This window comes from Frankia sp. Cppng1_Ct_nod (genome assembly GCF_920656135.1).
GTDB lineage: Bacteria > Actinomycetota > Actinomycetes > Frankiales > Frankiaceae > Protofrankia > Protofrankia meridionalis.
The window spans coordinates 1-26,872 of sequence record NZ_CAKKTK010000065.1; the positions used below are offsets into that span (position 1 = coordinate 1).

Here is a 26,872-nt window from a genome sequence, read left to right on the forward strand (position 1 = left end):
CAACGGTAAGCGTCGAGGAGGCGCTGACGAACCTTCGGGAGGCGTTGGAGCTGTACTTCGAGGACGAGCCGCTTCCCGCTCTGGCCGTTGGCGGGCCGATCGTGGCGTCTATCGATGTTCGTCTGTCCGCGTGAGCCCATAGTTACCCCGGGTCTCGGGGGCGACGGTGGTCCGGGCGTTGGAGCGTGCGGGATTCGCGGTTGTCGGTACCCGTGGTTGTCGGTACCCGTGGTTAGCGCTGCAAGTTGCGTAACAAGAAGACGGCGCGCACGGCGATCGTTCCTCTGCACCGTGAGCTGGCTACGGGGACGTTGGCTTCGATCCTTCAGCAGGCTGGTCTTGACGCAGACGAGTTCCGCGCGCTGCTGTGCTGATCCAGAGGCGGGTGGGGCGGGGCTCACGCGCTCGCGGGGTGACCCTCACGGCGGCGGGTGCGAGGCTGGGTGGGTGACTCTGTCGAAGCGTGCCGCCTGGTTCCTGGTCGCGGTCGGTGTGTGGTCGTGGGTGATCTGGCCGGCGTTCCTCAAGAACATCTGGGCCGATGATCGGTCCTGGGATGACGGGCCGACCGGGTTTTTCCTGGTTCACCTGGTGTTGACCGCTGTGTCACTCGTGATCGGGACGGTGGTCGGTTGGCTCGGCGTCCGGGGGGTGCGTGCCGGTCGGCGTGGCCACACCGATGACGTGGCTCCGTCCGACCGCGACCTGATCGACTTCTCGAGCTGAAGCGGAACCGAGCGACGCCAAGGATCAATCGAACATTTCGGTCATCGCCGTTCGAACATCTCCAAGATTTTTGTCGGATGTGCCGGCCATGCTGGGTGGAGCACTTTCCGCTGGTGAGGAGGCCGGTCTTGGCCAAGGCAGCCCGAGTCCTGGCGGCGCTGAAGCGCGACGGATGGGTCGAGGTCCGACGGAACGGTTCTCATCGTGTCCTCGTCAGGGGCGATCAGCGGGGAGTGTGGGCCTACCATGATGGTGTGGATCTCGGCGGTCCCGCCATGGCGCACGTCGCCAGGCACTTCGGGTACACCTTGGATGAGTTGAGGCGGCTGGAGAGGGGCGATCGGGGACGATGAGCGGACTGCGCGCGGAGTTCTTCTTCGATGACGAAGCCGGTAACTGGCACTTTCGCGTCCCGGCGTTGCGCATCATCGGCGGCGGTACATTCACGCGGGCGGAGGCGGAGAGTGAATGCCTCGACGCGGTTTCCTTTGCTCTGCAGGGTGATCCGAGCGAGTTCCACGCCGACGCGGACGTGGTCACACTCGACGTGTCGGTCGCCCCGGCGGCCTGAACCACAACCGTTGCCTACGCCGACAGATCCGAAGCCGGCGCAGGAGCGTGATGGTCGGCCCGGATAGCCGGTCGGTGGCATCGTCGCCCCGGGGGGTGGGTGAGCGCGGTGCGAGGCTGGTGGGGTGACTCTGTCGAAGCGTGCCGCATGGTTCCTGGTCGCGGTCGGTCTGTGGTCGTGGATCATTTGGCCGGCGTTCCTCAAGAACATCTGGGCCGATGATCGGTCCTGGGATGACGGGCCGACCGGGTTCTTCCTGGTCCACCTGGTGCTGACCGCCGCCTCGCTCGCGATCGGCTCGGCGGTCGGTTGGCTCGGCGTCCGGGGGGTGCGTGCCGGTCGGCGTGGCCACACCGATGACGTGGCTCCGTCCGACCGCGATCTGATCGACTCCATCCGCTGATCTCGTCACCTGGTAGCGCTGTGACCGGGAAGGTCCACCGGATCGGCGAGATGTCTTGAGCTGTGACCGATGGGACGGCTGATGGGCGGGCTGCTCCAGGAAGCGGGAGACGAAGCGGCGTTGCCAGGGTGTCTCAACGGCGCGTGGGGCGTACCGCTCCCGGACGTAGGCGACAGCCTCGCGGGCCGGTACCCCGTCCAGCACGGCGAGGCAGGCCAGCGCTGTGCCGGTTCGTCCGTATCCGCCGGCGCAGGCGACCTCGACGCGCTCGGTTTCGGCGCGCACCCATGCTTCGCGCAGCGCGTCGGCGGTTGCCAGGCGGTCGGACGGCAACCAGAAGTCGGGCCAGCGAAGCCACCGGGTTTCCCAGGCGACGGGGGGTGGCTCATGGCCCAGCAGGTGCAGCGCGAAGGTGGGCACGGGACCCGCCGAGAGTGGTTGGCTCAATCCCCGACCGCGAATGAGCCGGCCGGAGGGCAGCCGCAGCACGCCCGCCGTCGTAGGCTCCCACATAGAGATCACGGCGGGAGCGTAGCGGAACGGGTAGGGAGCCGCGGTCGGAGCCGGCTACGGTCGGAGACGGGTGCGGTCATGACGGGTGCGTGGTCAGATCCGAGTCGTCCACACCGTCGCCGGGCGGGACGCTGCCGGGCAGACTGCCGGGCGGGGTGGTGTCGGGTGTCATCGCTTCGGAGACGCCATCCGCGGTAGCCCCATCGCGTGGCTTCGGCGGCATCGGAGGCTTCAGGCTCTTCAGTCCGGTGGTGGGCAACGGCGCTCGGGGAGCGGGAGTCGAAGCGGGCGGGGCCGGTTGCGGTGCCACCGGGGGTATGGCCAGCGGGGACGCGGCCAGCCGGGGTATGGCCAGCCGGGGTATGGCCAGCGGGGACGCGGCCAGCGGGCGGATCATGCCCTGGTCCATTTCGACGGCGAGCGCCGGCAGCCTGCGTCCGGGGCGGTTGGCCTGGGCCGCCTGCCTGGCCGCGGCCGACCCGGGCGGGGCGAAGCCGGGCTGCCACTGTTGCATCTCCGTGCGGAACGGCCCGGCGCTGCCGAGCTGGCACAGGACGCCGACCGTTCCCAGGGTCACCCGGTGGATCAACAGGTAGGACGGTGGCAGGTTGAGCTGGCGGCCGAGCTGGGCGGCGGGGGAGCGGGGGTCGCCCAGGCGCAGGGCCTGCCTGCGCAGCCAGTCGCGGGAGAAGCTGAACTCGTCGGTGGCGACAGGTTCGAGGATCGGCCCGAGATAGTTGAGGAGGGCTTCGGGCTCGACCTTCGCCGTCGGCAGGATGAAGCCCTCCGCCCGCAGACCCGTCATGACGGCGTCCGCGTCGCCCGCCAGCGCCAGCCGGCTGAGCCGGCCGACGGGTTCAGGTAGCCCGTCCGGAAGCCGGTTCACCGCGCCGAAGTCGAGGACGCCGAGCCGGCCGTCCGGCAGCAACCGGAAGTTGCCCGGGTGCGGGTCGGCGTGCAGCAGCCCGACCCGTCCGGGACAGGAGTACAGGAAGCGCACGAGCAGCAACCCGGCGCGGTCGCGCTCAGCGGCCGTACCGCCGCCGATTATCTTCGACAGGGGCTGGCCGTCGATCCACTCGGTGATCAGAACGTGGTCGGTGCCCGCGACGGCCTTGGGCACGCAGATGTCAGGGTCGCCGTCGAACGCTTCGGCGAAGGCGGCCTGCCAGGCCGCTTCCAGCCGGTAGTCGAGCTCCTCGATGATTCTGGCCTTCAACTCGGCGACCAGTGGCTTGATGTCGAGGCCCGGGGCGAGTGCGCTGAACAGCCGTGCCGCGCGCCCGAGCTGGGTGAGATCGGAGAGCAGTGCCGGACCGGCCCCTGGGTACTGGATTTTCACCGCAACGTCGCGTCCGTCCGCCCAGACCGCCCGGTGAACCTGGCCGATGCTCGCGGCGGCGGCCGGTGTGTCGTCGAAGCCGCGGAACCTCGTCCGCCAGTCCGGTCCGAGATCATCGGCGAGGACCCGGTGGACCGATGCCGCCGGCAGCGGGGGCGCGGCCTCCTGCAGCCTCGTCAGAGCTGCCCGGTACGGTCCTGCCACGTCCTCGGGCAGCGCCGCCTCGAAGATCGAAAGAGCCTGACCGAGTTTCATCGCGCCGCCCTTGAGCTCCCCCAGGACGCGGAAGATCTGCGCGGCGGTACGCTGCTGGACCTCCGTCGCGACGATCTCGGCGGGGCGGCCGCCGAGTCGCTTCCCTACACCGATCGTGGCCCGCCCGGCGAAGCCCAACGGAAGACTCGCCAGTTTGGCGGTTCGGACGACCGCCCGCATTGGGATTTCGGACACAGCCCCATCGTGCCTGCTCTGCGGGCGGTAGTCAGGCATGACCTCGGAGTGAGATCGGATAATTACTCTTCGCGGTAAAATCTAGCGAGTTGTGTGTGTGAACGGCGCCGGATATCGCCGTTCCGTGGCTTCGTCGCCGTCCGTCGGCTGTTCGTCGGCCTCGTTGCCGTCCGTCGCCGAGCGGGCCCGGGCGCTGCGACACGGGCATGAAGGGTGAACCGACCATGATCTTCGCCGGACCCGAAGTTCGGAGACGGTCATCTCCAGGGTGCCGTCGATGGTGGGCAGGTCCTGGGATGTCAGCGGACGTGGCTGTCCCCATGCCTGCGTCCACTGGTCGTCGCGGTGGTCGTTGTGGTCGCGGTGGTCGTCCCGACCGGTGCGCTCGACGAGGGCGAGCGCCTGCATGGCGGTGAGCCCCGCGGCGACGGTGGCAAGCGTGACATCGCAGGCGTCGACCCCTGCATCCGGGCGGCGGGACATCTGCAGGGCCAGCAGCGGCCATGTCGGTTCGGCCGCCCGACGGTGCAGATGCTGGCAGTGCAGGCATGACGTCCTGCCGGGCAGCACCAGCGGCCCGATCACCGCGGTCGTCTCCCGGACGCCGGAGAGCAGGTGGGGGATGCCTGCGCGTTCAAGCTCAAGGGACTCGTGCGGATGGACGATGGGTATGCCGGCGGGCGTCACCACCACGAGATCCGGCTGGAACGGTGCGGAGTCCCGGCGCCGGCGCGGCGCCAGAGGCCGGGCCACCCGGGCGATGGCCGCGGCCGTGGCAACCGAGCGGGGGCGGCCGATATCGTCGAGGCGGACCCCGCCGGGCGCGACATCCGCCGGCCGTGTCACACCGGTGTCGTCCACGACGACGTGGCCGATCCCGGCGGCGGCCAGCAGGGTCGCCACCTGCGCGCCGATCCGACCCGCGCCACGAACCTGGACCCGTGCCCGGCGGCGGGCCGCCAGGGCACGGCGGGCATGCTCCGGATCGGTGGAGCCCAGCGACATCGCCGCGAGATCGGGCAGCAGCCGTTCCTGGTCCAGCATCGACAGTGGTGATCGATCGCTGTGAGCGGCGTCATCGAGCAGGCCGGTGTTCTCCAGCAGGAGAACGAGTTCCTGCCGGGCGGAATCGAGCGAGCTCAGCACCTCCTCTCGCGACCGGGTGCCGTCCAGCAGGTCGAGGACGGACGCGTCTCCCGTGGTGAGCCCACCCAGGACGACGGCCCGGACGGGGTCGACGCCGATCTGCAGGGTGGAGCCGTCCCGCCAGAGCCGGCGTAAGCCGGGTTTGAGGATGGGGCGCATCGCGTCCTCCTCCACAGACGGTGACCGGCACGGCAGGTGATCGGTGCACCAGGCGACCGGATCGTGACCAGACGGTCTCATGCCGTTGGCCGCAGCGCTTCCGTGTCCGTCTATCTGTGGATAAACACGATCTGTGGCTGGGTTCAGGGCTGTCGCTGTGGACAGTGCCTGCCGGCGACAGCGCCCGTCGACGAGAGTGTGCGGGGCACGGCCTGCCCCGCACGGCGCACGTCACCGGTGTTCGGCATGCCTGACGGATCCAGCCACATCCAAGGTCCGGGCACCGTGCGGGAACCCCCCCACTATGTGAGTCGGGTCGTGGGACTCAGGCCTTGCCGAGGATCCTGTTGATCGTGATTCCGCAGACCGGGCAGGTACCCCGGGCCATCCGGCGCCCGGAGTCACTCACCCGAACCTCACCCTGGTAATGCCTCTTGTCCTTGCACTTGACGCAGTAGCCCTCGAACGTTTCAGCCACTCGGTTTCCCCTTTCGCCGTCGGTCGCTGGTGGCGTACCGCGGGTTCTCAACGAAGAAGGCCGGCCCGGATGGCAGACCCGTCGCTATCCTCTCGACACTTGTGATCTTGCTGTACGTCGGGGGCGGTGCTGACCGAAGGCGCCGCGATGATGTTTCTTTTCGCGGCGTCGGAGGCCGTGACGGTCTAGGGTCGGGAAGGTCCCGGATCATCGACCCGGCCACGGCCTCGGCGCGGGGGGAAACCGGGCGGTGTCCACTTTCCGACGACCTCTGTGACCTGAGGAGTCGACCGTGTCTGAACCGTTGCTCGTCCACCGTCCGGTCGACGGCGTCGTCCTGCTGACGTTGGCTCTGCCCGAGCGGCGTAACGCCATGACCGCGGCACTGACCGAGGCGTGGTCGAAGACGCTTGATGAGATCATCGCCGATCCCGGTGTGCGGGCCGTCGTCGTTACGGGACAGGGACGTGCCTTCTGCGCGGGTGGCGATCTCGACTGGGTCGACCCGCGGACGAACGGCGAGTTCGGGACGGATCGTCTACGGGCGAAGATGCTCGCCTTCTACCGGACATGGCTGAAGATCAGATCGGTGGAAGTGCCCACGATCGCCGCGGTGAACGGCGCCGCGGTGGGCGCCGGTCTGTGCCTCGCGCTTGCCTGTGACCTGCGGTATGCGTCCGCGGACGCGACCTTTCGGGCGCCTTTCACCCGGCTGGGGATGCATCCGGGGATGGCTGCCACCCGCTTGTTGCCCGATGTGGTGGGGATGGTCCGAGCCCGGGAGCTGATATTCACCAACCGGACGGTGGCCGCGCAGGAGGCCGCGGCCATCGGTCTGGTCAACGCGGTGGTGCCCGCCGCCGACCTGGTCGCGACCGCGGTGGACATCGCGATCCAGATCGCCGCGGCAGCCCCGGTCGCGACCAGGCTGGCCAAGGTCGCGCTGAACGGCGGTGCCGACGACCTTGAACAGGTTTTGCAGTGGGAAGCGCTGGCCCAGGCCACGACCATGGCCAACGGCGAGGCGGCTGAGGGAATCCAGGCGCAGCTCGACCGGCGTCCGCCTTTGTTCGCGTCACGTTCTCCGGCGGTTACGGGGTAGGAGAAGCCCCCGGTACGCGGTGAACTCTCCAGCTTCCCCTTCTGGAGGGTCCTCCGGAAACCGGGGGCTTCGTGGCCGTCACGCTATGGCCACATAACGGCTGCGGTCAATCACCGCCACGCGGATCATCGTCGGAACCGGTGTTGTCCTTCGGTTCCGGTCTGGGCGGTTCCTCTCTTGCCGGAGTGTTCCGCAGCCGCTCAAGCTCGGCCATGGGGTCGCCGACGGTGCTGGTCGTCTCACCGGCGGCGAACCGTTGCGGCGTGGCGAGATCGTCGGCGTTCGGGAGCAGGTCAGGATGTGCCCACAGCCCATCGCGTCCGTCGACTCCCCGGGCGTCACCCACGGCCTGCCACAGCGCGGCGGCCTCCCGCAGCCTCCGCGGACGCAGGTTGAGACCCACGAGTGTCGCGAAGGTCTGTTCGGCCGGTCCGCCTTCGGCCCGGCGGCGGCGGAGCATCTCTCGCAGCCTGGACGCCGCGGGCAGGTTCTTCCCGGCGGCGGCGTCGGTGACCGTTTCCACCCAGCCCTCGACCAGCGCGAGCCTCATCTCGAGGCGGGCCAGTGCCGCGGCCTGCTCCGCAGTGGTCGCCTCCTCGAAGACGTCCTCGCCCAGCACCTCCTGCAGGCTTTCCGGATTCATGATCCGGGTTGGATCGATCATCCCCATCGCCCGTGAGACCGCCCCCGGGTCGACGGCGATCCCTCTCGCGTACTCCTCGACCGCGCCGAGCACATGCGCGCGTAGCCACGGGACATGGCCGTAGAGCCGCTGCGACGCGGCTTCGCGCAACGCCAGATAGATCCGGACCTCGTCGGAGCCGATCTCCAGGCCGGATCCGAACGCCTCGACGTTGGCCGGAACGAGAGCGGCCGTACGCGCCGGGCCGAGCGGCAGCCCGACCTCGGTGGCGGAGACCACCTCACTGGCAAGCAGCCCGATGGCCTGTCCGACCTGGGCGCCGAACAGCATCCCGCCGACCTGGTTGACCATCCCCATGATGGGACCGCCCGCGGACACCAGCTGGCTCAGATCGATGCCGGGCGGGATCTGCGCGGCGATTTCGGGTGGTAGCCCGCTGCCGCTGTCACCGATCTGCGCGAGCCCGCTGGAGATCCCGCCGCGCATCGCGTCGGCGACACGCGTGGCCACCGGATCGCACAGTGTCCGCCAGACCGGCAACGTCACCTCGATCCAACGGCCCCGTGTCCACCCCTCGGCGGCGATGGCCCCGGCGGGAAGGGCGGTCACCGGGTCGAGCCATACGTCGGCGAGTCGGACGGCCTGACGGACGTCCTCGACCTCGGTATCGGAGATGGCACGGTCGGAGTCACCGAGGGTACGTACCGCGACCTGGCGTGCGAGCTCCCAGTTGACCGGGCCGTCATGCCAGGACAGCAGCCGTTCGAGCTCGGCGAAGAACGGCGCTCCGCTGCCAAAGGGCATGCCGGGGCCGCCGCCCGAGGACGAACCCCCTGAGGACGAACCCCCTGGGGTGAACCCGAACGGGAAGCCGCCGCTCACGGTCGTCGCCCCTGCCGGGAGGATGTGCGTTGTGGGCCGTGGACCCTCGATCCGGACATGCACCAACGGTAGTGCGTTTTTCCACGGATGCCGAAACGACGTCACGACGCGGCCACCAGGATGCCCGAGCCAGTCGTCGACCGCCGGCATCGGACTCGCGGATGCCCTACGGTCGGACAGGTGGGCCACACTCGCGCCGGACTGCACGAGCACCCGCGTATTCCGGTAGCGGGCGCGGGCCAGGTTGCGCTCGCGGCGATCCGTGAGCGGGAGTTGTCGGTCGAGGAGTGCCTGAACGCCGTCCGTGGACCAGGCGTCGGCGGTATCGACCTCTTCGTGGGCACAGTTCGTGATCACGACCGCGGATGCGGTGTCGCTGAGCTGGAGTACACGGCCCACCCTCGAGCCCACATCGAGATCGCACGGGTGGCGGCGTCCGTGGCCGTCACCCACCCCGTGCTGACCGTGGCCGTCACCCACCGGGTGGGCCTGCTCGGCGTCGGCGACATCGCGGTGGTCGTCGCGGTGGGGGCTGCGCACCGCGACGAGGCCTTCGTGGCCTGTCGTCAACTGATCGACGAGGTCAAGGCCCAGGTGCCGATCTGGAAGCGACAGGTATTTCTGGATGGTTCGTCAGAGTGGGTAGGCGCCTGCTGAGCGTGGCATCTAGGATGGTGACTGCCTCCTCCTTCCCCCGTCTCGCTTCCCCCATTTTGACGCCGAGGCTGCCATGTGGTTCCTGCTCATCCCCCCGGTCGCCGTCATTATCACGCTTGTCTGGTTTGCCCGGCGCTCGCGTCCCGACCGCCGACTCGAAGCTCTGATCACCGTCGAGGGCTACCGGCGCAGCATGGCCGCGCTCGCGAGCCGGCTCGACGTAACGCCCGATCCGTCCGGGCATCACCGGCCTGTGCCGACCCGGACCGGCGTCCACTCCACAGAGGCCCGGTAGCCGCCACAGAGTGCCCGGTAGCCGTCGTCGCCCCGGTGGGCGTGACGCTTAGACTGCGGGCATGACGCGGCGGACCCAGACCCTCCTCGTCGCGTCCGTCCTCTCCCTGCTGCTGGTGGTCGCCGGCCTCTGGCTTCCAGTGCCGTTCGTGATGCTGTCCCCGGGTCCGGTGACGGACACGCTCGGACGTTCCGACGGTAAGCCGCTGATCGAGATCAGTGGGCATGCCACTTACCCGACGTCCGGGAAGCTTGAGTTGACGACGGTCGAGGAGGTTCCCAAGCTGACCGTGCTCGGCGCGGTCCGGGGCTGGATGGACGACGGCCGGGCCGTGGTGCCACGAGAGCTGATACAGCCACCGGGTACCAGCGACGAGCAGGTCCGGCAGGAGAACGTCGCGGCTATGATCGACTCGCAGGATCAGGCGACCGCCGCGGCTCTCGATGAACTCCACATCGCCCCGACCGGCACCTCGGTGGTCATCCATCAGGTCAACGACCTGTCACCTGCCGTTGGCAAGCTCCGCGCGGGGGATGTGATCGTGTCCGTGGACGGTGCGGCCGTCTCCACGCAGGAACAGCTACGGGACGCGATCGCCCGGGTTCACCCGGGGCAGCCGGTGGCCATCTCCTACATTCGTGACAACGGCGGGCCAACGGCGACCTCGATCGCGACCGCGCCCGCGCCCGACGACCCGGGTCGGCCGGTCATCGGCATCACGACGACGGAGAAGCATAGCTATCCGTTCACGGTGAAGATCAGCCTTGCGGATGTGGGTGGGCCCAGCGCCGGGCTCATGTTCGCGCTCGGCATATTCGACCTACTCACCCCGGGGCAGCTCACGAACGGCCAGACCATCGCGGGAACCGGCACCATCGACGGGAACGGGACGGTCGGCCCGATCGGGGGCATCCAGCAGAAGCTTCTCGGCGCCCGCAGATCCGGCGCGGCCGTCTTCCTCGTACCGGCCGCGAACTGCACCGATGCCAGGGAGTCCGCCCCGGCGGGCCTCAAGCTCGTCCGCGTCGAGACGTTGGCAGACGCCATCAGCAGCCTCAACGCGCTTTCCAGCAACCCGGCGGTCGGCGTCCCGAGCTGCTGACGTCTCGAACCGCTGGACGCCCGGGGCCGGCGCGCCGCGCACCGGCCCCGGCCAGATCATCGACGCGCCGGACCACCGACGACAGGCCGCAGCCTGTCCGGTCGTCAGCGGAAGGTCGCCAGCAGACCGTCGACCAGGCTGTCCGCGAGATCCGGGTCGACGACGAGTTCGTCATCTCCCCGGACGCGCAGGCAGGATGCGTGATGCCCGGCGCGGGTCACCCCGACCGCGAGTCGCACGTCCTGGCGTTCGGGATGGTTCTGCGCCCAGAACTCGATATCCCGCTCCTCGAACGGCGCCTCCTGCTCGGCGCTGGGCGGCAACACGACAAGCTCGGTGACCAGCACGCAGCCGAGTACTTCCGGTGGCCAGCCGATGCCGGCCAGTACCTCGTCGAGGCGTCCGACGGGCAGGGGCTCCTGCTCGACCGGGGTGAGCGAACCGGAAGCGGCATCACCGATGTGGGATGCAAGTGTCGGTTCACGGGCGATGAGTTCCGAGGTATCGGCCAGCGCATACACCTGGCTGGGCTGGTCCCAGCCCAGATCGGCCACATGCCGCTCCACCTCAAGCACAACGGCGGTCAACTCACTGATGTCGGGGCTGGTCACGACCCCATCCTCTCCGATGGCGCCAGCTGGGCACTGGCGTAGGTTGCGTTCCAGGGGGACAACCCGGTCGTCTGCCCCGGACGCAAGGAGGAGCGAGTGCCAGCAGCACGCAGACCACTGGTGGCGCGTACCCGCATCCTCATCCCCGCGCTGGTCGCGGTCATTGTTCTGATCGTCCTACTCGGTGTTTTCACCCGGATCTACACCGATCTGCTCTTCTTCCGGTCGGTCGGGTTCGGCAAGGTCTTCAACACCGTCCTGTCGACGCGGATACTGTTGTTCGTCATCTTCGGCGCTGTGATGGCTGTCGCGGTGGGCGCCAACCTGATGCTCGCCTACAAGCTGCGACCGCCGGTCCGCCCCTTGTCGCTTGAGCAGCAGAACCTTGAGCGGTACCGAGTGGCAATCGAACCGTACATGGTCCTCATCCTGCTCGCCGTCTCGGCCTTGTTCGGCATCGTAGCGGGTGTCTCGGCATCCGGCCGGTGGCGGACCTGGCTGCTGTGGCTCAACGGCGTGTCCTTCGGGCAACGCGACGCCCAGTTCAACCGGGACATCAGCTACTACGCATTCACCTACCCCTTCCAGCGGTTCCTGCTCGGCTTCCTACTGACCACCGTGGTGCTCTCGTTGCTGGTCTCGTTGGTGACGCATTACCTGTTCGGGGGTATCCGGCTGCAGACCCAGGGGGAACGGGTGGTGCCGGCCGCGAAGGTGCACATCTCCGTCCTGCTGGGTCTGCTCGCTCTGCTGAAGGCGTGGGCGTACTACCTCGACCGGTTCGGGCTGGTCTTCTCCTCGCGCGGGGTGGTGAACGGCGCGTCCTACACCGACACCCATGCGGTACTTCCGGCGAAGCTCATCCTGCTGTTCATCTCGTTGTTGTGCGCGGCGTTGTTCATCTACAACATCTTTCAGCGTGGGTGGACACTGCCCCTGCTGTCCACCGGGATACTCGTGCTGTCCGCCCTGGTGGTGGGCGGAATCTACCCCGCGATCATCCAGCAGTTCCAGGTCCGGCCCAACGAGGCGTCCCGCGAGGCGCCCTACATCTCCCGGAACATCGCGGCCACCCGTACCGCATACGCAATAGACGGGATCAGACCGCAGGGGTATGACGCGGTCAACACACCCGACACGACGAAGCTCGGCGCGGATGCGGCGACACTGTCCAACACCCGGGTGCTGGATCCGAACCGGCTGTCCCAGACATACGATCAGCTTCAGCAGATCCGCGGCTACTACGGTTTCCCGCAGTCGCTGGACATCGACCGTTACACGGTTGCCGGCGCCGACGGGCAGAGCGCGACCCACGACTATGTCGTCTCCGTCCGTGAACTCGACCAGAACGGTCTCACCGAACAACAACGCAACTGGATCAACCAGCATCTGACATACACCCACGGCAAGGGATTCGTGGCCGCACCGGCGAACACCGTTGACACCTCGGGGCGACCGATCTTCTCCGAGGGCAACCTGCCGCCGACCGGGCCGCTGGGGGTGAAGGAGAGCCGGATCTACTTCGGCGAGATGTCCCCGGACTACTCGATCGTCGGCACCAGGCAGGCTGAGATCGATGGTCCGGGTGCGACCCCGGACAGCCAGGTCACCACGAGCTACGACGGGCAGGGCGGTGTGTCGATCGGTTCGACGTTCCGCCGGGCGCTGTTCGCGCTGCGGTTCCAGGAGAAGAACATCCTGCTGTCCGGCGACATCACCGACCGGTCGCGGATCCTCTACGTGCGCAACCCGCGCGACCGAGTCAGCAAGGTCGCACCCTGGCTGACCCTGGACGGTGACCCGTACCCGGCGGTTGTCGACGGCCGGGTGGTGTGGATCCTCGACGGCTACACCACGTCCGATGGATATCCCTACTCCGAGCGCAAGACCCTCGGCTCGGTCACCGCGGACGCGGTGACCAACCGGGCGTCGAACCGGTCCGCGCAGGCGTCCAACGAGGTCAACTACATTCGCAATTCCGTGAAGGTCACCGTCGACGCGTACGGCGGGAATGTCACGCTCTACGCCTGGGACGAATCCGACCCGGTGCTGAAGACATGGATGAAGGCATTCCCGGGAACGGTGAAGGCGAAGAAGGACATCCCCGCGTCGCTGCTGGCGCACTTCCGTTACCCGGAGGATTTCTTCAAGGTGCAGCGGGATCTCCTCGCCTCCTACCACGTCCTCGATCCGCGTGATTTCTACTCCCAGGAGGACTTCTGGGCGGTCTCGCCGTCCCCGGACAACCAGAATCAGCCTCAACCGCCCTTCTACGTCTACAGCCAGCTCATCGACCATCAGCAGCCGACGTTCAATCTGACGTCCCCGTTGCTGGCGAAGGGATCGTCGAAACTTGCCGCCTACATGGCCGTGTCGAGTGACCCGGCCAACTACGGTGAGTTCCAGGTGCTGCGGCTGCCGAAGGGCGTGACGATCAATGGGCCGGTCCAGGTGCAGAACCTCATCGAATCCAAGGGAGAAATCTCCCAGGAACTGACCCTGTTGCGGGGCCAGGGTTCGCAGACGATCCAGGGGAACCTGCTCACCCTGCCGGTGGCCGGCGGTCTGCTCTATATCGAGCCGTACTACGTCCAGGCGCGGGAGAACGCCGTCTACCCGACGTTGCAACGGGTAGCCGCGGTCTTCGGTGACAGGATCGGTTTCGCGCCGACGCTGAACGGGGCGCTGGAACAGGTCTTCGGCGCGGGCGGCGGATCGTCCGGTGGGGGCACGACCGGGGGCACCGCACCACCGGGCAGCACGAACAACCCGCAGATCCAACAGGCGATCGCGGACGCTGACCGAGCCTTCGCCGCGGGGCAGGATGCGCTGAAGAAGGATCCGCCTGACTTCACCGCCTACGGTGCCGCGCAGAAGGACCTGGCGGCCGCGCTGAACCGACTGGCGGACCTGACGGGAGCGCCGCGCGCCTCGGTAGGCCCCACGCCGTCCGCGTCCGCTCCAGCTTCCTCCCCGGCTGCGGCCGGAGCCTCGCCGACGGTAGCGGCACCGGCCGCGGCAGCGCTCGGCCCTGCTGTCGGGTCGACAGCCCCGGCGGCGTCGACCCCTGCGCCGGGTGGGTAGTTCCGCCAGTGGCCGGGGTCGAAGGGTGGGTGGATCGGACAACTTGATCAAGCTCATTTGACACCACCCACCTGTCGTCTTGTATGGTGAACTCACACCGACGCGGGGTGGAGCAGCTCGGTAGCTCGCTGGGCTCATAACCCAGAGGTCACAGGTTCAAATCCTGTCCCCGCTACAACGCAGTACCAGGGCAAAGGCCCCCGGAGAGATCTTCTCCGGGGGCCTTTCGCTTGTGTTCGTGACCAAACATGTGACCAACGGTCCTGCCGGACGCCGGACGCCCACTCCGGCGCGGCTCACGTCCGCTCAGGATCTGCTGATCCTCGCGGGTGCGACTGTGCCCGGGACGGCCCTCCGCCGCAGGTCGAGAGGCATGGTGTCGGCGGAATCCGGAGCTGCCTCGGGGTCGGTCTTGTTGAGCAGCCGGGCCGGGGCGACGTGGAAGAACGCCCAGAAGAGCAGGGAGAAGACCGCGAATCCGCCGAACAGCCAGACCGCCCGCAGCCACACCTGCGCGCTGCCGGCCCCGAGCAGTCCGGACGGGTCGAGGACCAGAACCGTGAAGAGCACCAGTGCCACCGCGGATGCTGCCGCCCACGCCGGCCGGCTCCATTCCCACAGTTTCCGACCGTCCATGTAGTGGATGGGCAGCAGCACGATCGGGGAGGCCACGACCGCGCCCACCACCACCTGGCAGAGCACGTTCTCCGTGACCGCGAGAGCGAACGACCCCGGGCCGGATCCGCGGTGCGCGAGCGCCGACACCACCGGGGAGCGTGCTACCCAGGCGGTCAGCGCGGCGGCCAGCATCACCAGCGCGCCGATCAGAACCGCACGGCCCTCGGCCCGCCGGGTGAGGGTACGGCCTCCCTTGGCGCGGTACTCGGCGATCAGCCCGTACACGTACCCGGGGTTGAACGCCGCACCCCAGGACAGCAACGCGCAGCCGATCGCGACGATCGCGGCGCCGGGAAGCACCTCCAGCTCGCCGGACGCACCGCCCGAGGCGCGCTGCTCATAGACATCGATGGACTTGTTGTAGAGCACCACGCCGAGTGGGATCGCCACCAGGAAACCGAGGACGAGCGCGACGGTGGCGGCGTTCGCTCCGACTCCCGGCTCGACCAGGACGGCGAGGGCGGCGGAGAGGAGGAAGAAGGCGGGCACGAGCAGCGGTCGTGGCAGCCGTCCGGCAGAGGCCGGGAACGGGGCAGCCCAACCGAACCAGCGGCGCAGGGTTCGGCGGTTGTGGTGGACGGTCTTGTGGAACAGCTCGGCGGCGAAGCCGACCAGCGGCAGCAGCAGCAGGGCCAGCCCGGCGGCGGCACCCACCCGTCCAGGACGGTGGAACAGCTGCCCGGGGGTGGGTAGGGCGCGGGCGTACCCGGAGCGCAGCTTCGAGCCGCCGCTGTCCTGACCACCGTTGTCCTGACCACTGCGGCCTCCAGCGGTCCCATCGTCCCTACCGGTACCGCCCGCGGCACCGGTCCGACCGGTCGCGCCCGCCGCCGTGGAGGCGGTGTCCGACGCGGAGGCGGCGGGTGCCGCGGACGCCGAGGGGATGCCGCTCGGTGTCGCGCCAGGCAGCGTGGTTCCCGGAGTGGGTGACACCGTGGTTCCCGGCGTCGGCTGATTCGTGGTGGGTGTGGTGGTCGATCCGGGCGTCGTGCTCTGTGTGGCGGTGGCTGCCTGAACGGTGAAGGCCGACCGGGCGAGTACCGAGGTCCCGCCGTTGCAGCTGCTCGTGACCGTGTGGTCGCCCTGCCCCGCGCTCTGGGGAACGGTGAGCGAGGCGCTGATGGAACCGTCGTCGGCCACCTGTGCCTTGCCGATCGCGGACTTGTCCCAGGAGAGGACCACCGATGCGGAGGCGCAGGCGTTGTAGCCGGTCCCGCTCGCGGTGAGGGCGGAACCGGCCGGACCCGCAGCGGGCTTGAGAGCCAGCGTGGGTGACGGCGTGGGCTGGACCACGGTGAACGTCGCCGAGGCAGAGATCGTGGAGCATGCGGCGGTGACCGTATGCGAACCCGCGGCGGCGCCGGCGGGTGTCTGGAAGGTGAGGCTGAAACCTCCGGAGCTGACCGACGCGCTCCCGAGGGACTGATCCTTGTCCCAGGTCAGATTCACCGAGGTCGTTCTCACGTTGGTGCAGGCGAACCCGGTCCCGCTGGCCGTCGTGGAAACCCCTGTCTGCCCGGAGGTGGGGCTCAGCGTCACCGTCGGTGTCGCGGCAGCCGTGGCGGCCCGGGCTGACGGCACCGGTGCCGACAGGATCATCGCTAGCGCGCCGAGAGCCGCGAGCAGCATCCCTGACCGTGCTGGCCGCCACCGTACGGCGACCGCCTCCGGTATGTACCCCGCGTCGTTCCCCGCGTCCACTTCACCCTCCGACCCCACGAACCCGTGCCGCTCATGTCCGACAGGCCCGCTGTCCGCCTTTTCATCCGACAGAGGCTGATCGGAGCCTGAAACCCGAAGGATGCCATGACGCGGTTGTTGTGTATCCGTGAGGCGATGAGGAGCGGCATGTCCCGTTCCACCACGGGGTGTCCGGGTGGAACGGGAGGCTGGTCCGTCGTCGGAAGGCGCTGGTTGCCGACTACTTGGCCTGGAGGACGAACTCGTTGCTCTGGCGGGTGCTGACCACCTGGAAGTTGTCGCTGATCAGGGCCACCCGCGCGAAGAGAACATGGCCCGCGACGGCGTTGTCGACGGTGACGGTGAACACTTCCTCCAGGTAGTAGTTCGGGCCAACCACCGTCCACGCGGCCGGCTTGCCGAAGACGGTCTCAGGCGCCGGGCTGATGGCCAGGGTGGCGAGATCGCCGGTGATCTCGTCGTAGATCACGATGCTGAGCTTGTAGGTGCTGGTGGCCAGTGACGAGCCGGCGACCCCCTCGACGACGATTTCGAAGGTGGGTGCGCCCACTCCGATCGGGTTGGAGTTCGGGGTGTTGTCCTCCACGTTCTGGCTGGGTGCCGACCGGGAGGTGAATACTGCGGTGAGCTGCGCGTCGTTGCCGTTCATAACGGTTGGCGGATCCTTTCGGGGACGAGGATGAGGTGGCTTCGGAGTGCCGCGACCTCGGGAAAACAGCCGGTCTCCCTGACCGGCTCTGGCGGAAGCGTTTGTGTGCCGCTCCGCTGATTGAGACGCTATATGAGTGTTTTCCGGTCCGACCTCAGTAATTTCACCGTAATGTTGGCCACCGGGTTTTCCGAAAATGCGGTCGCGGATACCGGGGAGAGCCGCGAGTACCGGCGGGTTAATGCCCGTGGTTACTCTGGGTGCCCACCCTGGGGTTGCGGTGGGATGGCCGGTCCGTGCGGCCGAAACCCGCGTACACCGGAATGCGTGGGAAAAGTCCTGGCCAGCGAGAAAGCTGCCAGGACGGGTGCGGGTGGCCACTGGGTCGGCCGGTGTCCCGCGACGATGGAAGGTGGCGGGAACAGCCACCCGAATGGGCTTTCCCATCGGGGACCACGCGCTGGTCGGGTCTGCCGGCCCCGCAACCGGGAAACTGTCGGCCGGCCGACAGGTCCGTTTTCGGGCGCGCTTTTGATCAATACGATCGGTGCTGGTGACGACACCGTTGATATACGGCGTGCAGCGGGGGCGGTATGGACGAGCTGGTCGGGTTCCGGTCGGAGATTGCGCAGCTGACCGGTCGGCTGGCATGCGCGCGGGAAGGTCTGCTTCAGCTGGTGGTGGTGGATGGCGAACCAGGGATCGGTAAGAGCAGCCTCCTGCGCCGTTTCCTGGCGGGTCTGGACGGCGAGCGTGTTGCTTTCGCGAGCGGCGACGAGGCCGAGCAGCCACTGACCTTCGGTGTTGTCGGTCAGCTGCTCGCGGGCCTGGACGATTCGTTACCGGAGCCGCTCGACGCGGACATCTCCGATGGTTCGGCCGGCCCGTTGGAGGTTGGCGCCGGTCTTGTCGGAATGGTCAGTCGGCTCACTGCCGGCGGAAAGGTTCTGGTGATCGCTGTCGACGATATCGGCTGGGCCGATGCGGACTCCCAGCAGGCGCTGGCGTTCGCGTTGCGTCGGCTGCGCCGGGATCCGGTGCTGTGCGTGCTGACCGTTCCCTCGAACGGCACGGTCCCCACGGACCGCACGGTGCGGTTGTCCGATGCACTGCGACGGATCATGTCCGAAAGTGCCGAGCGGATCCGGCTGACCGGTCTCGCTGTCGAGGACCTGCGGGAACTCGCGAGCGTCATGGGCTGGGGGCCACTGTCGTTTCCTGCTGCCGAACGCCTGCACCAGATGACCGGGGGTAACCCTCTGTACGCCCGTGCCCTGTTGGAGGAGCTTCCGGCCGACGCCCTGCACAGCGAGGTCAGCCTGCTGCGGGCACCGCGGACGTTCGGGCTGGTGGTCCTCGCCCGGCTGGCCGGCTGCTCGGCGGACACCCGCCGGCTCCTGGTCGCCGCCGCGGTCCTGGGTCGTTCGTCCCGGCTGGCGGACATGCTCCTGCTGGCCGACCTGCCCGAACCGCTGATGGCTCTCGACCAGGCTGTCGCGGCCGGGTTGCTTACCGAACAGCACACCCCGGTGGAGCACCGGATCGCGTTCGCCCATCCGATGGTGCGGGCCGCGATCTACCATGATCTCGGGCTGACCCGGCGGTGCGCGTTACATGCTCGGGCTGGTGACATCCTGGACGACCCGCAGGCCCGGCTGCGGCACCGGATCGCGGCGTGCCCGTTGACCGACGACGACCTTGCCACCGATGTGGAGCAGGCGGCCAGGCAGGAGGCGGCAGCGGGCTGTTGGCTGGTGAGCGCCGACCTGCTGCTCGCGGCGGCGCGGTTGACCGACGACAGGACCCGGCGGGAACGCTGGTTCGCCGATGCGGTGGACGCCACCCTGCACGCAGGGGAGACCGCACTGGCCGAGCGTTACCTGGCTGAAGCACCGCCGCTGGCGGACCAGGCTCGCCACCACTACCTCCATGGCCGGCTCGGGGTGGTCACGGCCGATTACGCCAGCGGTGAGGACCATCTGCGGCGGGCCTGGGCCGAGTTGGAACGGTCCGGGGACCCTTCGCTGACCCGGCCGGTGGCTGAGGCGCTCGCGACGGCGACGTTGGAATACGGCCGGTACGACACAGCAGCCCGCTGGGTCGAGCGGGCCCGGCAGGCGGAGCCGCCCACGGCCTGCCGGCCGTCCAGCCTCGACTCGCTGGCGGCGACGGCCTTCCTGTGCGCCGGTTGGCAGGAGCAGGCCCGAGCGCTCCTGCGGATGATCGAGGTGGACGCGGTGGAGCCGGGCGTGCCCGCGCCGTCCCTCAGCGGTGAGGTCGGGCGTGCGACCTTTCTCATCAGCGCCGACGATCTGCCCGCCGCCCGGGCCGGGTTGCGTTCGGCGGTCGCTCTGTCCCGCCGGTCCGGGCGGGCCATGCCGGAGGGGTTGAGCGCGCTCCTGTCGTTGGCGCATACCGAGTACCTGCTCGGCGCGTGGGACGACGCCGTCTCCCACGCGCAGATCGCCGCGTCCCTGTCGCAGGATGCCGGCCAGGACTGGATCCTGGTGTGGGCGCTGACGAGCGTCGTCCCACCGCTGGCAGGGCGTGGCTCGCCGGCGGCAGTCGACTATCTGCGCCAGGCGCAGGAGGCCTTCCGGACGCACGCGGGGGGCAGGGCCGCAGCGCTACACATGGCCAGCGCGCGCATCGCGCACGCCAACGCCGACCACATGTCGGTGGCGGCGTCCCTCCGGTGGTTCGCGGCCCGTCAGTCCTGTGATCCGCTTGAGCCGGCGCTACTGCCGTGGCGCCCGCTCTATGCCGAGGCGCTGGCGCGTACCGGACGCTCCGACGATGCCGAGGCTGTCATCGCCCCGGCCGAGCAGGCCGCGTCCGACCGGGGTAATCGCACGGCTCTGCTGGCCGCGACACGGGCCCGGGCTGCGGTCGAGACCGCCCGCGGTCGCCCCGTGGCAGCCGACGCGGCATACCGGGGTGCCGCCGAACTCGCCGCCGATCTGCCGTTGCCCTTTGAACGGGGCCTGCTTGAACTCGACCATGGGTCGTTCCTGCGGCGCGCCGGTCGGCGGTCGGCGGCTGTCACCGTGCTGGAGGCCGCGCGGGACCGTTTCGCTGTTCTCGGCGCCGCCCCCTACCTGGCCCGGTGCGAGCGGGAACTGGCCACGTGCGGGCACGTTGTGCCCCGGATGCGTCCCGCCGGAACCACCGAGTCCCTCACCCCGCAGGAGGTCACTGTCGCCCGGTTCGCCGGCAACGGACTGTCCAACCGGGAGATCGCCACGGAGATGGTCCTGAGCGTCCGCACCATCGAATACCACCTCACCAACGTCTACGCGAAGCTCGGCCTGCGTTCCCGGGCCCAACTCGCGGCGACGCTGCACACCGGATGATTATCGGTTCGGTCGATCGGCGGGGGTGCGCCACGGGCTTGTGGGGCGTAGCAGGTCGGCGGACCGCAGCAGGACCTCGGCGAGCATGCGGGCCTCCTCCGGGGTGAGGTAGGCGGCGGCGAGAGCGTCGAGCATCGGTGTGTCCAGCCGGAGCAGGATCACCGGTGCCTGTCCCGGGGCCGCGGGTGGCTCCGGTCGGACCGTGATCTCCGCCTGGCCGATCCGGGTGGTCAGGATTCCGTCCCGTGGGTCGTGATGAACCAGGGCCATGGTCATCCACTCCTCCCGAACCGCGTTGGTTCCGGCCATTGCATATGTTGGACTCTCGTTGGCTGTTCTTGGTTGCCTTCACGGCGCGTCGGGTATCCGACGGGGCTGTTCCCGCCCGTTTACCGGACCCGCCGGCCCGACTCCGGGTAGCTCACCGCGCCTGTGACGCAACGTCGAGGGCAGCCGCGAGGGCGGCCGAGAGCAGGTCCACGTCGGCGAGGTCGATGACGAGCGGCGGGCAGAACGCCAGTGTCGACGTGCCGATCGGACGGACGATGACGCCATGGGAGAGCATCCGGTTGCGGATGTCGGTGGCGTCCAGGCCGCTCGGAAGATCGACCGCCCACATCGCGCCGTACCCGCGGACGTCGGCCAGGCCGTGCGTTGCCGCGACCGAACGCAGCCCGGCGGCGAGGCGGGCACCCACCTCGGAGGCCCGGCCGACAAGGCCCTCGTCCTCCAGCACCGCGATGTTGGCGAGCGCCGCCGCGCACGCCGCCGGATGCCCCGAATACGTACCGCCATGGCGCAGCACCACGTCCGGTCGGCCCAGTGGTTCGTGCACGGCGGGGCCGAGCAGCACCCCACCGAGCGGTTGGTAGCCGCTGGTGACCGCCTTCGCGAAGGTGAGCAGATCGGGTCGGACACCGAAGTGGCCCGCGCCGAACCAGCTGCCCAGCCGGCCGAACCCGGTGATCACTTCGTCGAGGATCAGGAACGCGCCGTGCCGGTCGCACAGGTCACGCAGTCCGGCGAGGTAACCGGGATGCGGCGGATGGACGCCGCCGGCCCCGATCACGGGTTCGGCGATGACCGCGGCGACCCGACCGGGCTCGCGTTCCATGACGGCGGCCACCGCGTCCAGATCGTCCTTGCCGACCTGGACGATGTCGGCGACGCCCGGGCCGAAGCCCGCACGGTTGGCGGGTAGCCCGGTCAGGCTCATCCCGCCGTAGGTGACGCCGTGGTAGCTCGGCGATCGACTGATGATGATCGTCCGCTCCGGTTCGCCGACGACCGTGTGCGCCAGCCGGGCAAGTTTCATGGCGGTGTCCACCGCCTCGGATCCCCCGGTGGTCAGGAACACCCGCGCGTGCGGCATGGGGGCCAGCGCGGCGAGTCGTTCGGCGAGCGCGTCCGCCGGGATGTTGGTGAAGCGCTCGAACAGGTGGAAGGCGTCCAGCTTCCGTAGCTGCGCCGCCACCGCTTCTATGATCTTCTCGCGGCCGTGCCCGGCAGCGCAGTACCACAGGCTTGCGAGGCCGTCCACATAACGCCGGCCGGAGTCGTCCACGACGTGCGCACCCTGGCCGGAGACGATCCGGATGAAGGAGCCCGCGGGTGTCGCCGGGCGCGCGAACGGATGCAGCAGTGGTCCGGGTGTATCCGCGGGGATTCCCGCTTTCGCGGCCGGTGCCGGCTTTCCTGAGGCCGGCTCTCCTGGTGCTGACATGGACGGCAGTACCGCACGCTCCGGACCGTGCCGCAACCGCTGTGCCGGTGTGCTGAAAGGGTTGCCGGCGTCCTCCCGGCTCAGCGCGTGCCCCAGGTATAGGTCTGTTTCACCAGGCGCAGGTAGACGAACGTCTCGGTCTCCCGTACCTGGGGCAGGGCGCGGATGCGGTCGTTGATCAGTGACAGCAGATGTTCGTCATCCTCGGCGACGATTTCCAGGAGCAGGTCGAACGAACCCGCGGTGAGGACCACGTAGTCGACCTCGGGCAGCGCCGCGATGGCGTCCGCTACTTCCCGGACGTCACCCGAAACCCTGATACCGATCATGGCTTCGCGTCGGAACCCCACCCGGAGCGGGTCCGTGACCGCGACGATCTGCATGATTCCCGCGTCGAGCAGTCGCTGGACCCGCTGGCGTACCGCGGCCTCGGACAGGCCCACCGCGGTGGCCATGGCCGCGTAGGAACGTCGGCCGTCCTGCTGGAGCTGCTCGATGATCGCTTTGTTGATGTCGTCGAGGAGGGGTTCCGACGCCGCCCGGGGGCTACTTACCTTGCGTGGCTGGGACACCGTCCTCCAGACGTTGTGATCTATTGGATGCGCTCGAAGGTAATGATAAGGGAGCGACCGGAACTCTTGGTATAGACCCGACATTTACCGTACAGGGCACTTTCTGCGGATTCCTTTGCCTGAAGCGTTGTCGGGCTACGCTTTCAATATCTGAATGCCAGAAGGGATGCCGTGATCATGGCTGAGGCAGCATCTGAGGCGACAGTAGCCATCTCATCCGCCCACCTCGCCCGGCGGGTGGACGTCCTTACCGAACAGGAGGAGCGCCGACTGGCCGAGCGCACACCGGGTTCGCGGGCGCTGCACTCCAGGGCCGTCCGGTCGATGCCCGGTGGCGTGCCGTCGTCCTACCAGGCCCGCGACCCGTGGCCGATCTACCTCACGCACGGGCGCGGTTCGCGCGTGTGGGACGTCGACGGAACCGAGTACGCCGACTTCCACAACGGCTTCGGATCGATGGTGCAGGGGCACGCGCACCCGTCGATCGTCCGGGCGGTGCGGGAGCGGATCGGCCTGGGCAGCCACTTCGCCATGCCGACCGAGGACTCGGTGGTCGTCAGCGAAGAGCTGGCGCATCGTTTCGGCCTTCCGCAGTGGCGCTACGTCAACTCCGGGTCGGAGGCGACCATGGACGCGATCAGGATCGCCCGAGCGGTGACCGGACGTGACACGATCATAAAAATCTTCGGTTCATACCACGGTCACCACGACTACGTGATGGTCTCCATCGGGACCCCGTACGGTGACATCGGTCCGGCCGACGACATGGCGTCGCTGGCCTACGGTGAGGGCATTCCCCAGGCCGTCGTCGACCTGACCGTGCCCGTGCCGTTCAACAACGCGCCGGCCATGGAGCACCGGATCGAGGCGCTTGCCGCCGCCGGACGTCCACCGGCATGTGTGATCATGGAAGCCGCGATGATGAACCTCGGTGTGATCCTGCCCGAGTCCGGTTATCTTGAGGCGGTCCGTGACATCACCCGGCGTCACGGCATTGTGCTGATCTTCGATGAGGTCAAGACCGGTCTGTGCGTGGCGCCCGGGGGAGCGACCGGGCGGTTCGGTGTCCTGCCGGACATGGTCACCCTGGCCAAGGCGCTCGGCGGCGGGCTGCCGTCCGGTGCCGTCGGCGGTACCGCCGAGATCATGGAGGTCGTCCGGTCGGACCGGGTCAAGCAGGTCGGGACGTTCAACGGCAACCCGCTGACCATGGCTGCTGCCCGGGCCAGCCTCTTCGAGGTACTCACCCCGGATGCGTACGCCCATCTCGACCGGCTGGGCGACCGGCTGATCGCCGGTTGCGACGAGATTCTCGGCCGCTACGGACTGCCTGGTTACACGGTGGGTATCAGCTCCAAAGGATGCGTGCACTTCGCCGACGCACCGATCCGTGACTACACCTCCTTCATGGCGCACCAGAACGGCGTGTTGCCGGAGCTGGCGTGGCTGTACAACGCCAATCGGGGTGTTCTGATGGCGCCCGGCCGCGAAGAGGAGTGGACGCTGTCGGTACAGCACACAGACGCCGATGTGGACCGCTACCTGGACTCCCTTGAAGCCCTGGCCGGCGACCTTGCCCGGTAGGGACTGCTCCCTGGAGTCCGTCCGGTGGAGTCCGTCCGGTGGACGGCCATCCACCGGGCGCCGGGACTCTTCTGTTGCGTGGCCGATGGCGAAAGATTGGGGAGGATTGGCATCCGAGGTGTAGTTCGGCATGGTTTCCGCGACAAACTCTTACGACGAACACGCTATCCGTGGTCTAGTCTGCTTGTCAGTGGCCTTCTCGTTCGGATCGATGTCGACCGGCTTCCTGACCTGGCCACCGGAGTAGCCCCAGGACCGTTCCACCCGTGTCGGCTACCGGAGTGTGCGTATGGACAGGATCCTCGCGAACTTCATCGACGGCATCGCTGTCCCGGCATCGGACGGACGCACGATGCCGCTGGTGAACCCGTCCACCGGGGAGGTTTTTGCCGAGGCTCCCGTGTCCGGTCCGGTCGACGTGGACGCGGCGGTCCGGGCAGCATCGGGCGCGTTCGAGTCCTGGCGCGACACCACGCCGAGCGAGCGGGCCAGAGCCCTGCTGAAGCTGGCCGACGCCGTCGAGGAACACGCGGGCGACCTTGTCCGGGCGGAGTGCGAGAACACCGGGAAACCCGTCCGGCTCACCCTGGACGAGGAGATTCCGCCGGCCACGGACCAGATCCGCTTCTTCGCCGGTGCGGCCCGGGTGCTGGAAGGCCGTGCGGCCGGCGAGTACCTGGCCGGGCACACCAGTTATGTACGCCGCGAGCCGGTCGGGGTCTGCGCGCAGGTCACGCCGTGGAACTACCCGCTGATGATGGCGGTGTGGAAGTTCGCGCCGGCGATCGCCGCGGGCAACACGGTGGTTGTCAAACCGTCGGACACCACGCCGGTCAGCACACTGCTGCTCGCCGAGATCGCCGCCGAGTTCCTGCCGGCCGGCGTTTTCAACGTGGTGTGCGGTGATCGGGACACCGGGCGCGCGCTCGTGGCCCACCCGCGGCCCGCGATGGTGTCGGTGACCGGCAGTGTCCGTGCCGGAACGGAGATCGCCCAGGCCGCGGCTGACACCCTCAAGCGTGTCCACCTGGAACTCGGAGGCAAGGCTCCGGTCATCGTTTTCGACGATGTCGACGTCGAGTCGGTGGCGGCCGCGATCGCGGGCGCGGCCTACTTCAACGCGGGCCAGGACTGCACTGCCGCCACCCGGGTGCTGGCTGCGTCCGGCATATACGACGACCTGGCTGTGGCCCTGGCAGAACAGGCACGGGCGACACGGACCGGTTCCCCGGACGAACCGGATGCCGCCTACGGCCCGCTGAACAACATCGGCCAGCTCGGCCGCGTCCACGCGGTGGTGGATCGGGCGCCGGAGCATGCCGAGGTCCTCGCCGGTGGGGCACCGGTGGCCCGGTCCGGCTTCTTCTACCCGGCGACGGTCGTCGCGGGCCTGCGCCAGGACGACGAGATGGTCCAGCAGGAGATCTTCGGTCCGGTGGTGACCATTCAGCGGTTCAGTTCCGAGGACGAGGCGGTGGCGTGGGCGAACGGGGTCGAGTACGGGCTCGCGTCCAGTGTGTGGACGCGTGACCACGGCCGTGCGATGCGCGTTGCGCGCAGGTTGGATTTCGGCTGCGTCTGGATCAACACCCACATCCCGCTGGTGGCGGAGATGCCCCACGGAGGCTTCAAGAAGAGCGGCTACGGGAAGGATCTTTCGGTCTACGGTCTTGAGGACTACACCCGGATCAAGCACGTGATGAGCAACATCGAGTTCTGAGGTGGGTGCGAAGGTTTCAGCGCGTGTCCGGTGGCTGTGCGCGACCTGATCAGGAACCGATCAGGAACCGATCGGGTCGAAGCGGGGTCGAGCCGCGGTCGGCCGACCGGACCGGGTTGGACAGGTGGTCGGAGGGCTGCTATGGGTAGGACTCGTACCGGTGGCACGGCACGTGACCTGGCGCGTGTGCCCACGGACAGCGAGAATGAGCTGGCCGACGTTGCGGATCGGAGTCGGACCCGGCCGTCGGGTTCGTCGCGTTATGCCACCCGCTATGTCACCGTGCACGGATACCGGCGGGCCTACGTCCGAGCCGGGCGCGGCCCCGCGATGCTGCTCATCCACGGGATCGGGGACAGCTCCGAGACCTGGCGTGACCTCATCCCACTGCTTGCCCGTGGGTGGACGGTGATCGCGCCCGATCTCCTCGGTCACGGAAGGTCGGACAAGCCGCGCGGTGACTATTCCATCGGCGGATATGCATGTGGCATGCGTGACCTGCTGACGGTGCTCGGTATCGACCGGGTGACGGTCGTCGGTCATTCCCTGGGCGGCGGTGTGGCAATGCAGTTCGCCTATCAGTTCCCGGAGCGGTGCGAGCGCGTGGTGCTGGTGGCGACCGGCGGGGTCTGCCCCGATCTGCATCCGTTGTTGCGGGTCGCCGCGGCTCCGGGCTCGGGGTTCGTGCTCCCGTTGCTCGCCACGGCCCCCATGCGGCAGATCGGCTG

At 68.6% G+C, this 26,872-nt stretch carries 24 protein-coding genes and 1 tRNA gene; 15 read left to right on the forward strand and 10 right to left on the reverse strand.

All coding sequences use genetic code 11. From position 1 onward, the window contains the following. The first annotated feature begins 245 nt into the window (after positions 1 to 245). The 5 genes from NBW77_RS16875 (at position 246) to NBW77_RS16890 (ending at position 1,700) form a co-directional block, all read left to right on the forward strand. Positions 246 to 374 carry a type II toxin-antitoxin system HicA family toxin gene (locus tag NBW77_RS16875; protein ID WP_242605605.1) on the forward strand — a complete coding sequence of 43 codons (129 nt, stop codon included), beginning with the start codon at positions 246 to 248 and terminating at the stop codon, positions 372 to 374. 73 nt (positions 375 to 447) lie between these two features. Next, positions 448 to 726 (forward strand): SCO4848 family membrane protein, encoded by a 279-nt coding sequence (locus NBW77_RS16880; protein WP_131745535.1) that lies wholly within the window; start codon positions 448 to 450, stop codon positions 724 to 726. A 77-nt stretch (positions 727 to 803) separates the two neighbouring features. Next, on the forward strand, positions 804 to 1,079 hold the full coding sequence (locus tag NBW77_RS22515; RefSeq protein ID WP_131745536.1) for a type II toxin-antitoxin system HicA family toxin: 276 nt from the start codon (positions 804 to 806) through the stop codon (positions 1,077 to 1,079). Beyond that, positions 1,076 to 1,297 (forward strand): hypothetical protein, encoded by a 222-nt coding sequence (locus NBW77_RS16885; RefSeq protein WP_131745537.1) that lies wholly within the window; start codon positions 1,076 to 1,078, stop codon positions 1,295 to 1,297. The genes NBW77_RS22515 and NBW77_RS16885 overlap by 4 nt, the downstream gene beginning before the upstream one ends. Positions 1,298 to 1,421: 124 nt before the next feature. Continuing rightward, positions 1,422 to 1,700, forward strand: coding sequence for an SCO4848 family membrane protein (locus NBW77_RS16890; protein WP_131745538.1), 279 nt, complete (start codon positions 1,422 to 1,424; stop codon positions 1,698 to 1,700). Between the two features lie 589 nt (positions 1,701 to 2,289). Here the strand turns inward: NBW77_RS16890 and NBW77_RS16895 are convergent. The 3 genes from NBW77_RS16895 to NBW77_RS16905 form a co-directional block, all read right to left on the reverse strand. Next, complete coding sequence (locus NBW77_RS16895; RefSeq protein ID WP_242605606.1) at positions 2,290 to 4,005, reverse strand: ABC1 kinase family protein; 1,716 nt, start codon at positions 4,003 to 4,005, stop codon at positions 2,290 to 2,292. An 81-nt stretch (positions 4,006 to 4,086) separates the two neighbouring features. Continuing rightward, on the reverse strand, positions 4,087 to 5,310 hold the full coding sequence (locus NBW77_RS16900; RefSeq protein ID WP_250279995.1) for a ThiF family adenylyltransferase: 1,224 nt from the start codon (positions 5,308 to 5,310) through the stop codon (positions 4,087 to 4,089). A 325-nt stretch (positions 5,311 to 5,635) separates the two neighbouring features. Continuing rightward, positions 5,636 to 5,788: a DUF5679 domain-containing protein gene (locus NBW77_RS16905; RefSeq protein ID WP_165485846.1), complete on the reverse strand. Its 153-nt coding sequence runs from the start codon at positions 5,786 to 5,788 to the stop codon at positions 5,636 to 5,638. A gap of 292 nt (positions 5,789 to 6,080) precedes the next feature. On the opposite strand from NBW77_RS16905, the gene NBW77_RS16910 reads away from it, so the two are divergent. Further along, positions 6,081 to 6,890, forward strand: a complete 810-nt coding sequence (locus NBW77_RS16910) for an enoyl-CoA hydratase/isomerase family protein (RefSeq protein ID WP_131745539.1) — start codon at positions 6,081 to 6,083, stop codon at positions 6,888 to 6,890. 106 nt (positions 6,891 to 6,996) lie between these two features. On the opposite strand, the gene NBW77_RS16915 is transcribed toward NBW77_RS16910, so the two are convergent. Beyond that, positions 6,997 to 8,415, reverse strand: coding sequence for a zinc-dependent metalloprotease (locus tag NBW77_RS16915; RefSeq protein WP_175324651.1), 1,419 nt, complete (start codon positions 8,413 to 8,415; stop codon positions 6,997 to 6,999). Between the two features lie 201 nt (positions 8,416 to 8,616). On the opposite strand from NBW77_RS16915, the gene NBW77_RS16920 reads away from it, so the two are divergent. The 3 genes from NBW77_RS16920 to NBW77_RS16930 all read left to right on the forward strand — a co-directional run bounded on the left by NBW77_RS16920 (position 8,617) and on the right by NBW77_RS16930 (position 10,469). Continuing rightward, positions 8,617 to 9,072, forward strand: a complete 456-nt coding sequence (locus NBW77_RS16920; protein WP_242605612.1) for a molybdenum cofactor biosynthesis protein MoaE — start codon at positions 8,617 to 8,619, stop codon at positions 9,070 to 9,072. Positions 9,073 to 9,145: 73 nt separating this feature from the next. Further along, positions 9,146 to 9,367 carry a hypothetical protein gene (locus NBW77_RS16925; RefSeq protein ID WP_131745541.1) on the forward strand — a complete coding sequence of 74 codons (222 nt, stop codon included), beginning with the start codon at positions 9,146 to 9,148 and terminating at the stop codon, positions 9,365 to 9,367. Positions 9,368 to 9,428: 61 nt separating this feature from the next. Continuing rightward, complete coding sequence (locus NBW77_RS16930; RefSeq protein ID WP_131745542.1) at positions 9,429 to 10,469, forward strand: YlbL family protein; 1,041 nt, start codon at positions 9,429 to 9,431, stop codon at positions 10,467 to 10,469. Between the two features lie 104 nt (positions 10,470 to 10,573). Here NBW77_RS16930 and NBW77_RS16935 read toward each other — a convergent pair whose 3' ends face one another. After that, complete coding sequence (locus NBW77_RS16935) at positions 10,574 to 11,080, reverse strand: PPA1309 family protein (RefSeq protein ID WP_131745543.1); 507 nt, start codon at positions 11,078 to 11,080, stop codon at positions 10,574 to 10,576. Between the two features lie 96 nt (positions 11,081 to 11,176). On the opposite strand from NBW77_RS16935, the gene NBW77_RS16940 reads away from it, so the two are divergent. Then, positions 11,177 to 14,164 carry a UPF0182 family membrane protein gene (locus NBW77_RS16940; RefSeq protein ID WP_131745544.1) on the forward strand — a complete coding sequence of 996 codons (2,988 nt, stop codon included), beginning with the start codon at positions 11,177 to 11,179 and terminating at the stop codon, positions 14,162 to 14,164. A 101-nt stretch (positions 14,165 to 14,265) separates the two neighbouring features. Beyond that, a tRNA-Met gene (locus NBW77_RS16945) sits at positions 14,266 to 14,339 on the forward strand. Between the two features lie 131 nt (positions 14,340 to 14,470). Here the strand turns inward: NBW77_RS16945 and NBW77_RS16950 are convergent. Both NBW77_RS16950 and NBW77_RS16955 read right to left on the reverse strand, forming a co-directional pair. Next, the gene (locus tag NBW77_RS16950; protein ID WP_131745545.1) at positions 14,471 to 16,543 is read right to left on the reverse strand and encodes an FGLLP motif-containing membrane protein; all 2,073 of its coding nucleotides are present in this window, start codon (positions 16,541 to 16,543) and stop codon (positions 14,471 to 14,473) included. Positions 16,544 to 16,763: 220 nt separating this feature from the next. Further along, the gene (locus tag NBW77_RS16955; protein ID WP_131745546.1) at positions 16,764 to 17,192 is read right to left on the reverse strand and encodes a hypothetical protein; all 429 of its coding nucleotides are present in this window, start codon (positions 17,190 to 17,192) and stop codon (positions 16,764 to 16,766) included. A 593-nt stretch (positions 17,193 to 17,785) separates the two neighbouring features. Between NBW77_RS16955 and NBW77_RS16960 the strand changes: the two genes are divergently transcribed. Next, on the forward strand, positions 17,786 to 20,545 hold the full coding sequence (locus NBW77_RS16960) for an ATP-binding protein (protein ID WP_250279996.1): 2,760 nt from the start codon (positions 17,786 to 17,788) through the stop codon (positions 20,543 to 20,545). Here NBW77_RS16960 and NBW77_RS16965 read toward each other — a convergent pair whose 3' ends face one another. The 3 genes from NBW77_RS16965 to NBW77_RS16975 all read right to left on the reverse strand — a co-directional run bounded on the left by NBW77_RS16965 (position 20,546) and on the right by NBW77_RS16975 (position 22,840). Continuing rightward, positions 20,546 to 20,815 (reverse strand): hypothetical protein, encoded by a 270-nt coding sequence (locus tag NBW77_RS16965; RefSeq protein WP_131745595.1) that lies wholly within the window; start codon positions 20,813 to 20,815, stop codon positions 20,546 to 20,548. Positions 20,816 to 20,966: 151 nt separating this feature from the next. Then, a complete protein-coding gene (locus tag NBW77_RS16970; protein WP_131745548.1) occupies positions 20,967 to 22,268 on the reverse strand; it encodes an aminotransferase family protein in 1,302 nt (433 codons plus the stop codon). An 80-nt stretch (positions 22,269 to 22,348) separates the two neighbouring features. After that, positions 22,349 to 22,840 carry an Lrp/AsnC family transcriptional regulator gene (locus NBW77_RS16975; RefSeq protein ID WP_250279997.1) on the reverse strand — a complete coding sequence of 164 codons (492 nt, stop codon included), beginning with the start codon at positions 22,838 to 22,840 and terminating at the stop codon, positions 22,349 to 22,351. 177 nt (positions 22,841 to 23,017) lie between these two features. On the opposite strand from NBW77_RS16975, the gene NBW77_RS16980 reads away from it, so the two are divergent. The 3 genes from NBW77_RS16980 to NBW77_RS16990 form a co-directional block, all read left to right on the forward strand. Beyond that, a complete protein-coding gene (locus NBW77_RS16980; protein ID WP_131745549.1) occupies positions 23,018 to 24,424 on the forward strand; it encodes an aspartate aminotransferase family protein in 1,407 nt (468 codons plus the stop codon). Between the two features lie 289 nt (positions 24,425 to 24,713). Next, positions 24,714 to 26,144, forward strand: coding sequence for a gamma-aminobutyraldehyde dehydrogenase (locus tag NBW77_RS16985; RefSeq protein WP_250279998.1), 1,431 nt, complete (start codon positions 24,714 to 24,716; stop codon positions 26,142 to 26,144). Positions 26,145 to 26,285: 141 nt separating this feature from the next. Continuing rightward, positions 26,286 to 26,872: alpha/beta fold hydrolase (locus tag NBW77_RS16990; RefSeq protein ID WP_250279999.1), on the forward strand; the 587-nt coding region annotated here is incomplete at its 3' end.

What these genes read in the sequence shown, in the direction of transcription:
- NBW77_RS22515 (WP_131745536.1), top strand. Translation starts at nt 804, where the DNA reads ATGTGCCGGCCATGCTGGGTGGAGCACTTTCCGCTGGTGAGGAGGCCG.
- NBW77_RS16885 (WP_131745537.1), top strand. Translation starts at nt 1,076, where the DNA reads ATGAGCGGACTGCGCGCGGAGTTCTTCTTCGATGACGAAGCCGGTAAC.
- NBW77_RS16900 (WP_250279995.1), bottom strand. Translation starts at nt 5,310, where the DNA reads ATGCGCCCCATCCTCAAACCCGGCTTACGCCGGCTCTGGCGGGACGGC.
- NBW77_RS16925 (WP_131745541.1), top strand. Translation starts at nt 9,146, where the DNA reads ATGTGGTTCCTGCTCATCCCCCCGGTCGCCGTCATTATCACGCTTGTC.
- NBW77_RS16930 (WP_131745542.1), top strand. Translation starts at nt 9,429, where the DNA reads ATGACGCGGCGGACCCAGACCCTCCTCGTCGCGTCCGTCCTCTCCCTG.
- NBW77_RS16955 (WP_131745546.1), bottom strand. Translation starts at nt 17,192, where the DNA reads ATGAACGGCAACGACGCGCAGCTCACCGCAGTATTCACCTCCCGGTCG.
- NBW77_RS16960 (WP_250279996.1), top strand. Translation starts at nt 17,786, where the DNA reads ATGGACGAGCTGGTCGGGTTCCGGTCGGAGATTGCGCAGCTGACCGGT.
- NBW77_RS16965 (WP_131745595.1), bottom strand. Translation starts at nt 20,815, where the DNA reads ATGGCCCTGGTTCATCACGACCCACGGGACGGAATCCTGACCACCCGG.
- NBW77_RS16970 (WP_131745548.1), bottom strand. Translation starts at nt 22,268, where the DNA reads ATGTCAGCACCAGGAGAGCCGGCCTCAGGAAAGCCGGCACCGGCCGCG.
- NBW77_RS16980 (WP_131745549.1), top strand. Translation starts at nt 23,018, where the DNA reads ATGGCTGAGGCAGCATCTGAGGCGACAGTAGCCATCTCATCCGCCCAC.
- NBW77_RS16985 (WP_250279998.1), top strand. Translation starts at nt 24,714, where the DNA reads ATGGACAGGATCCTCGCGAACTTCATCGACGGCATCGCTGTCCCGGCA.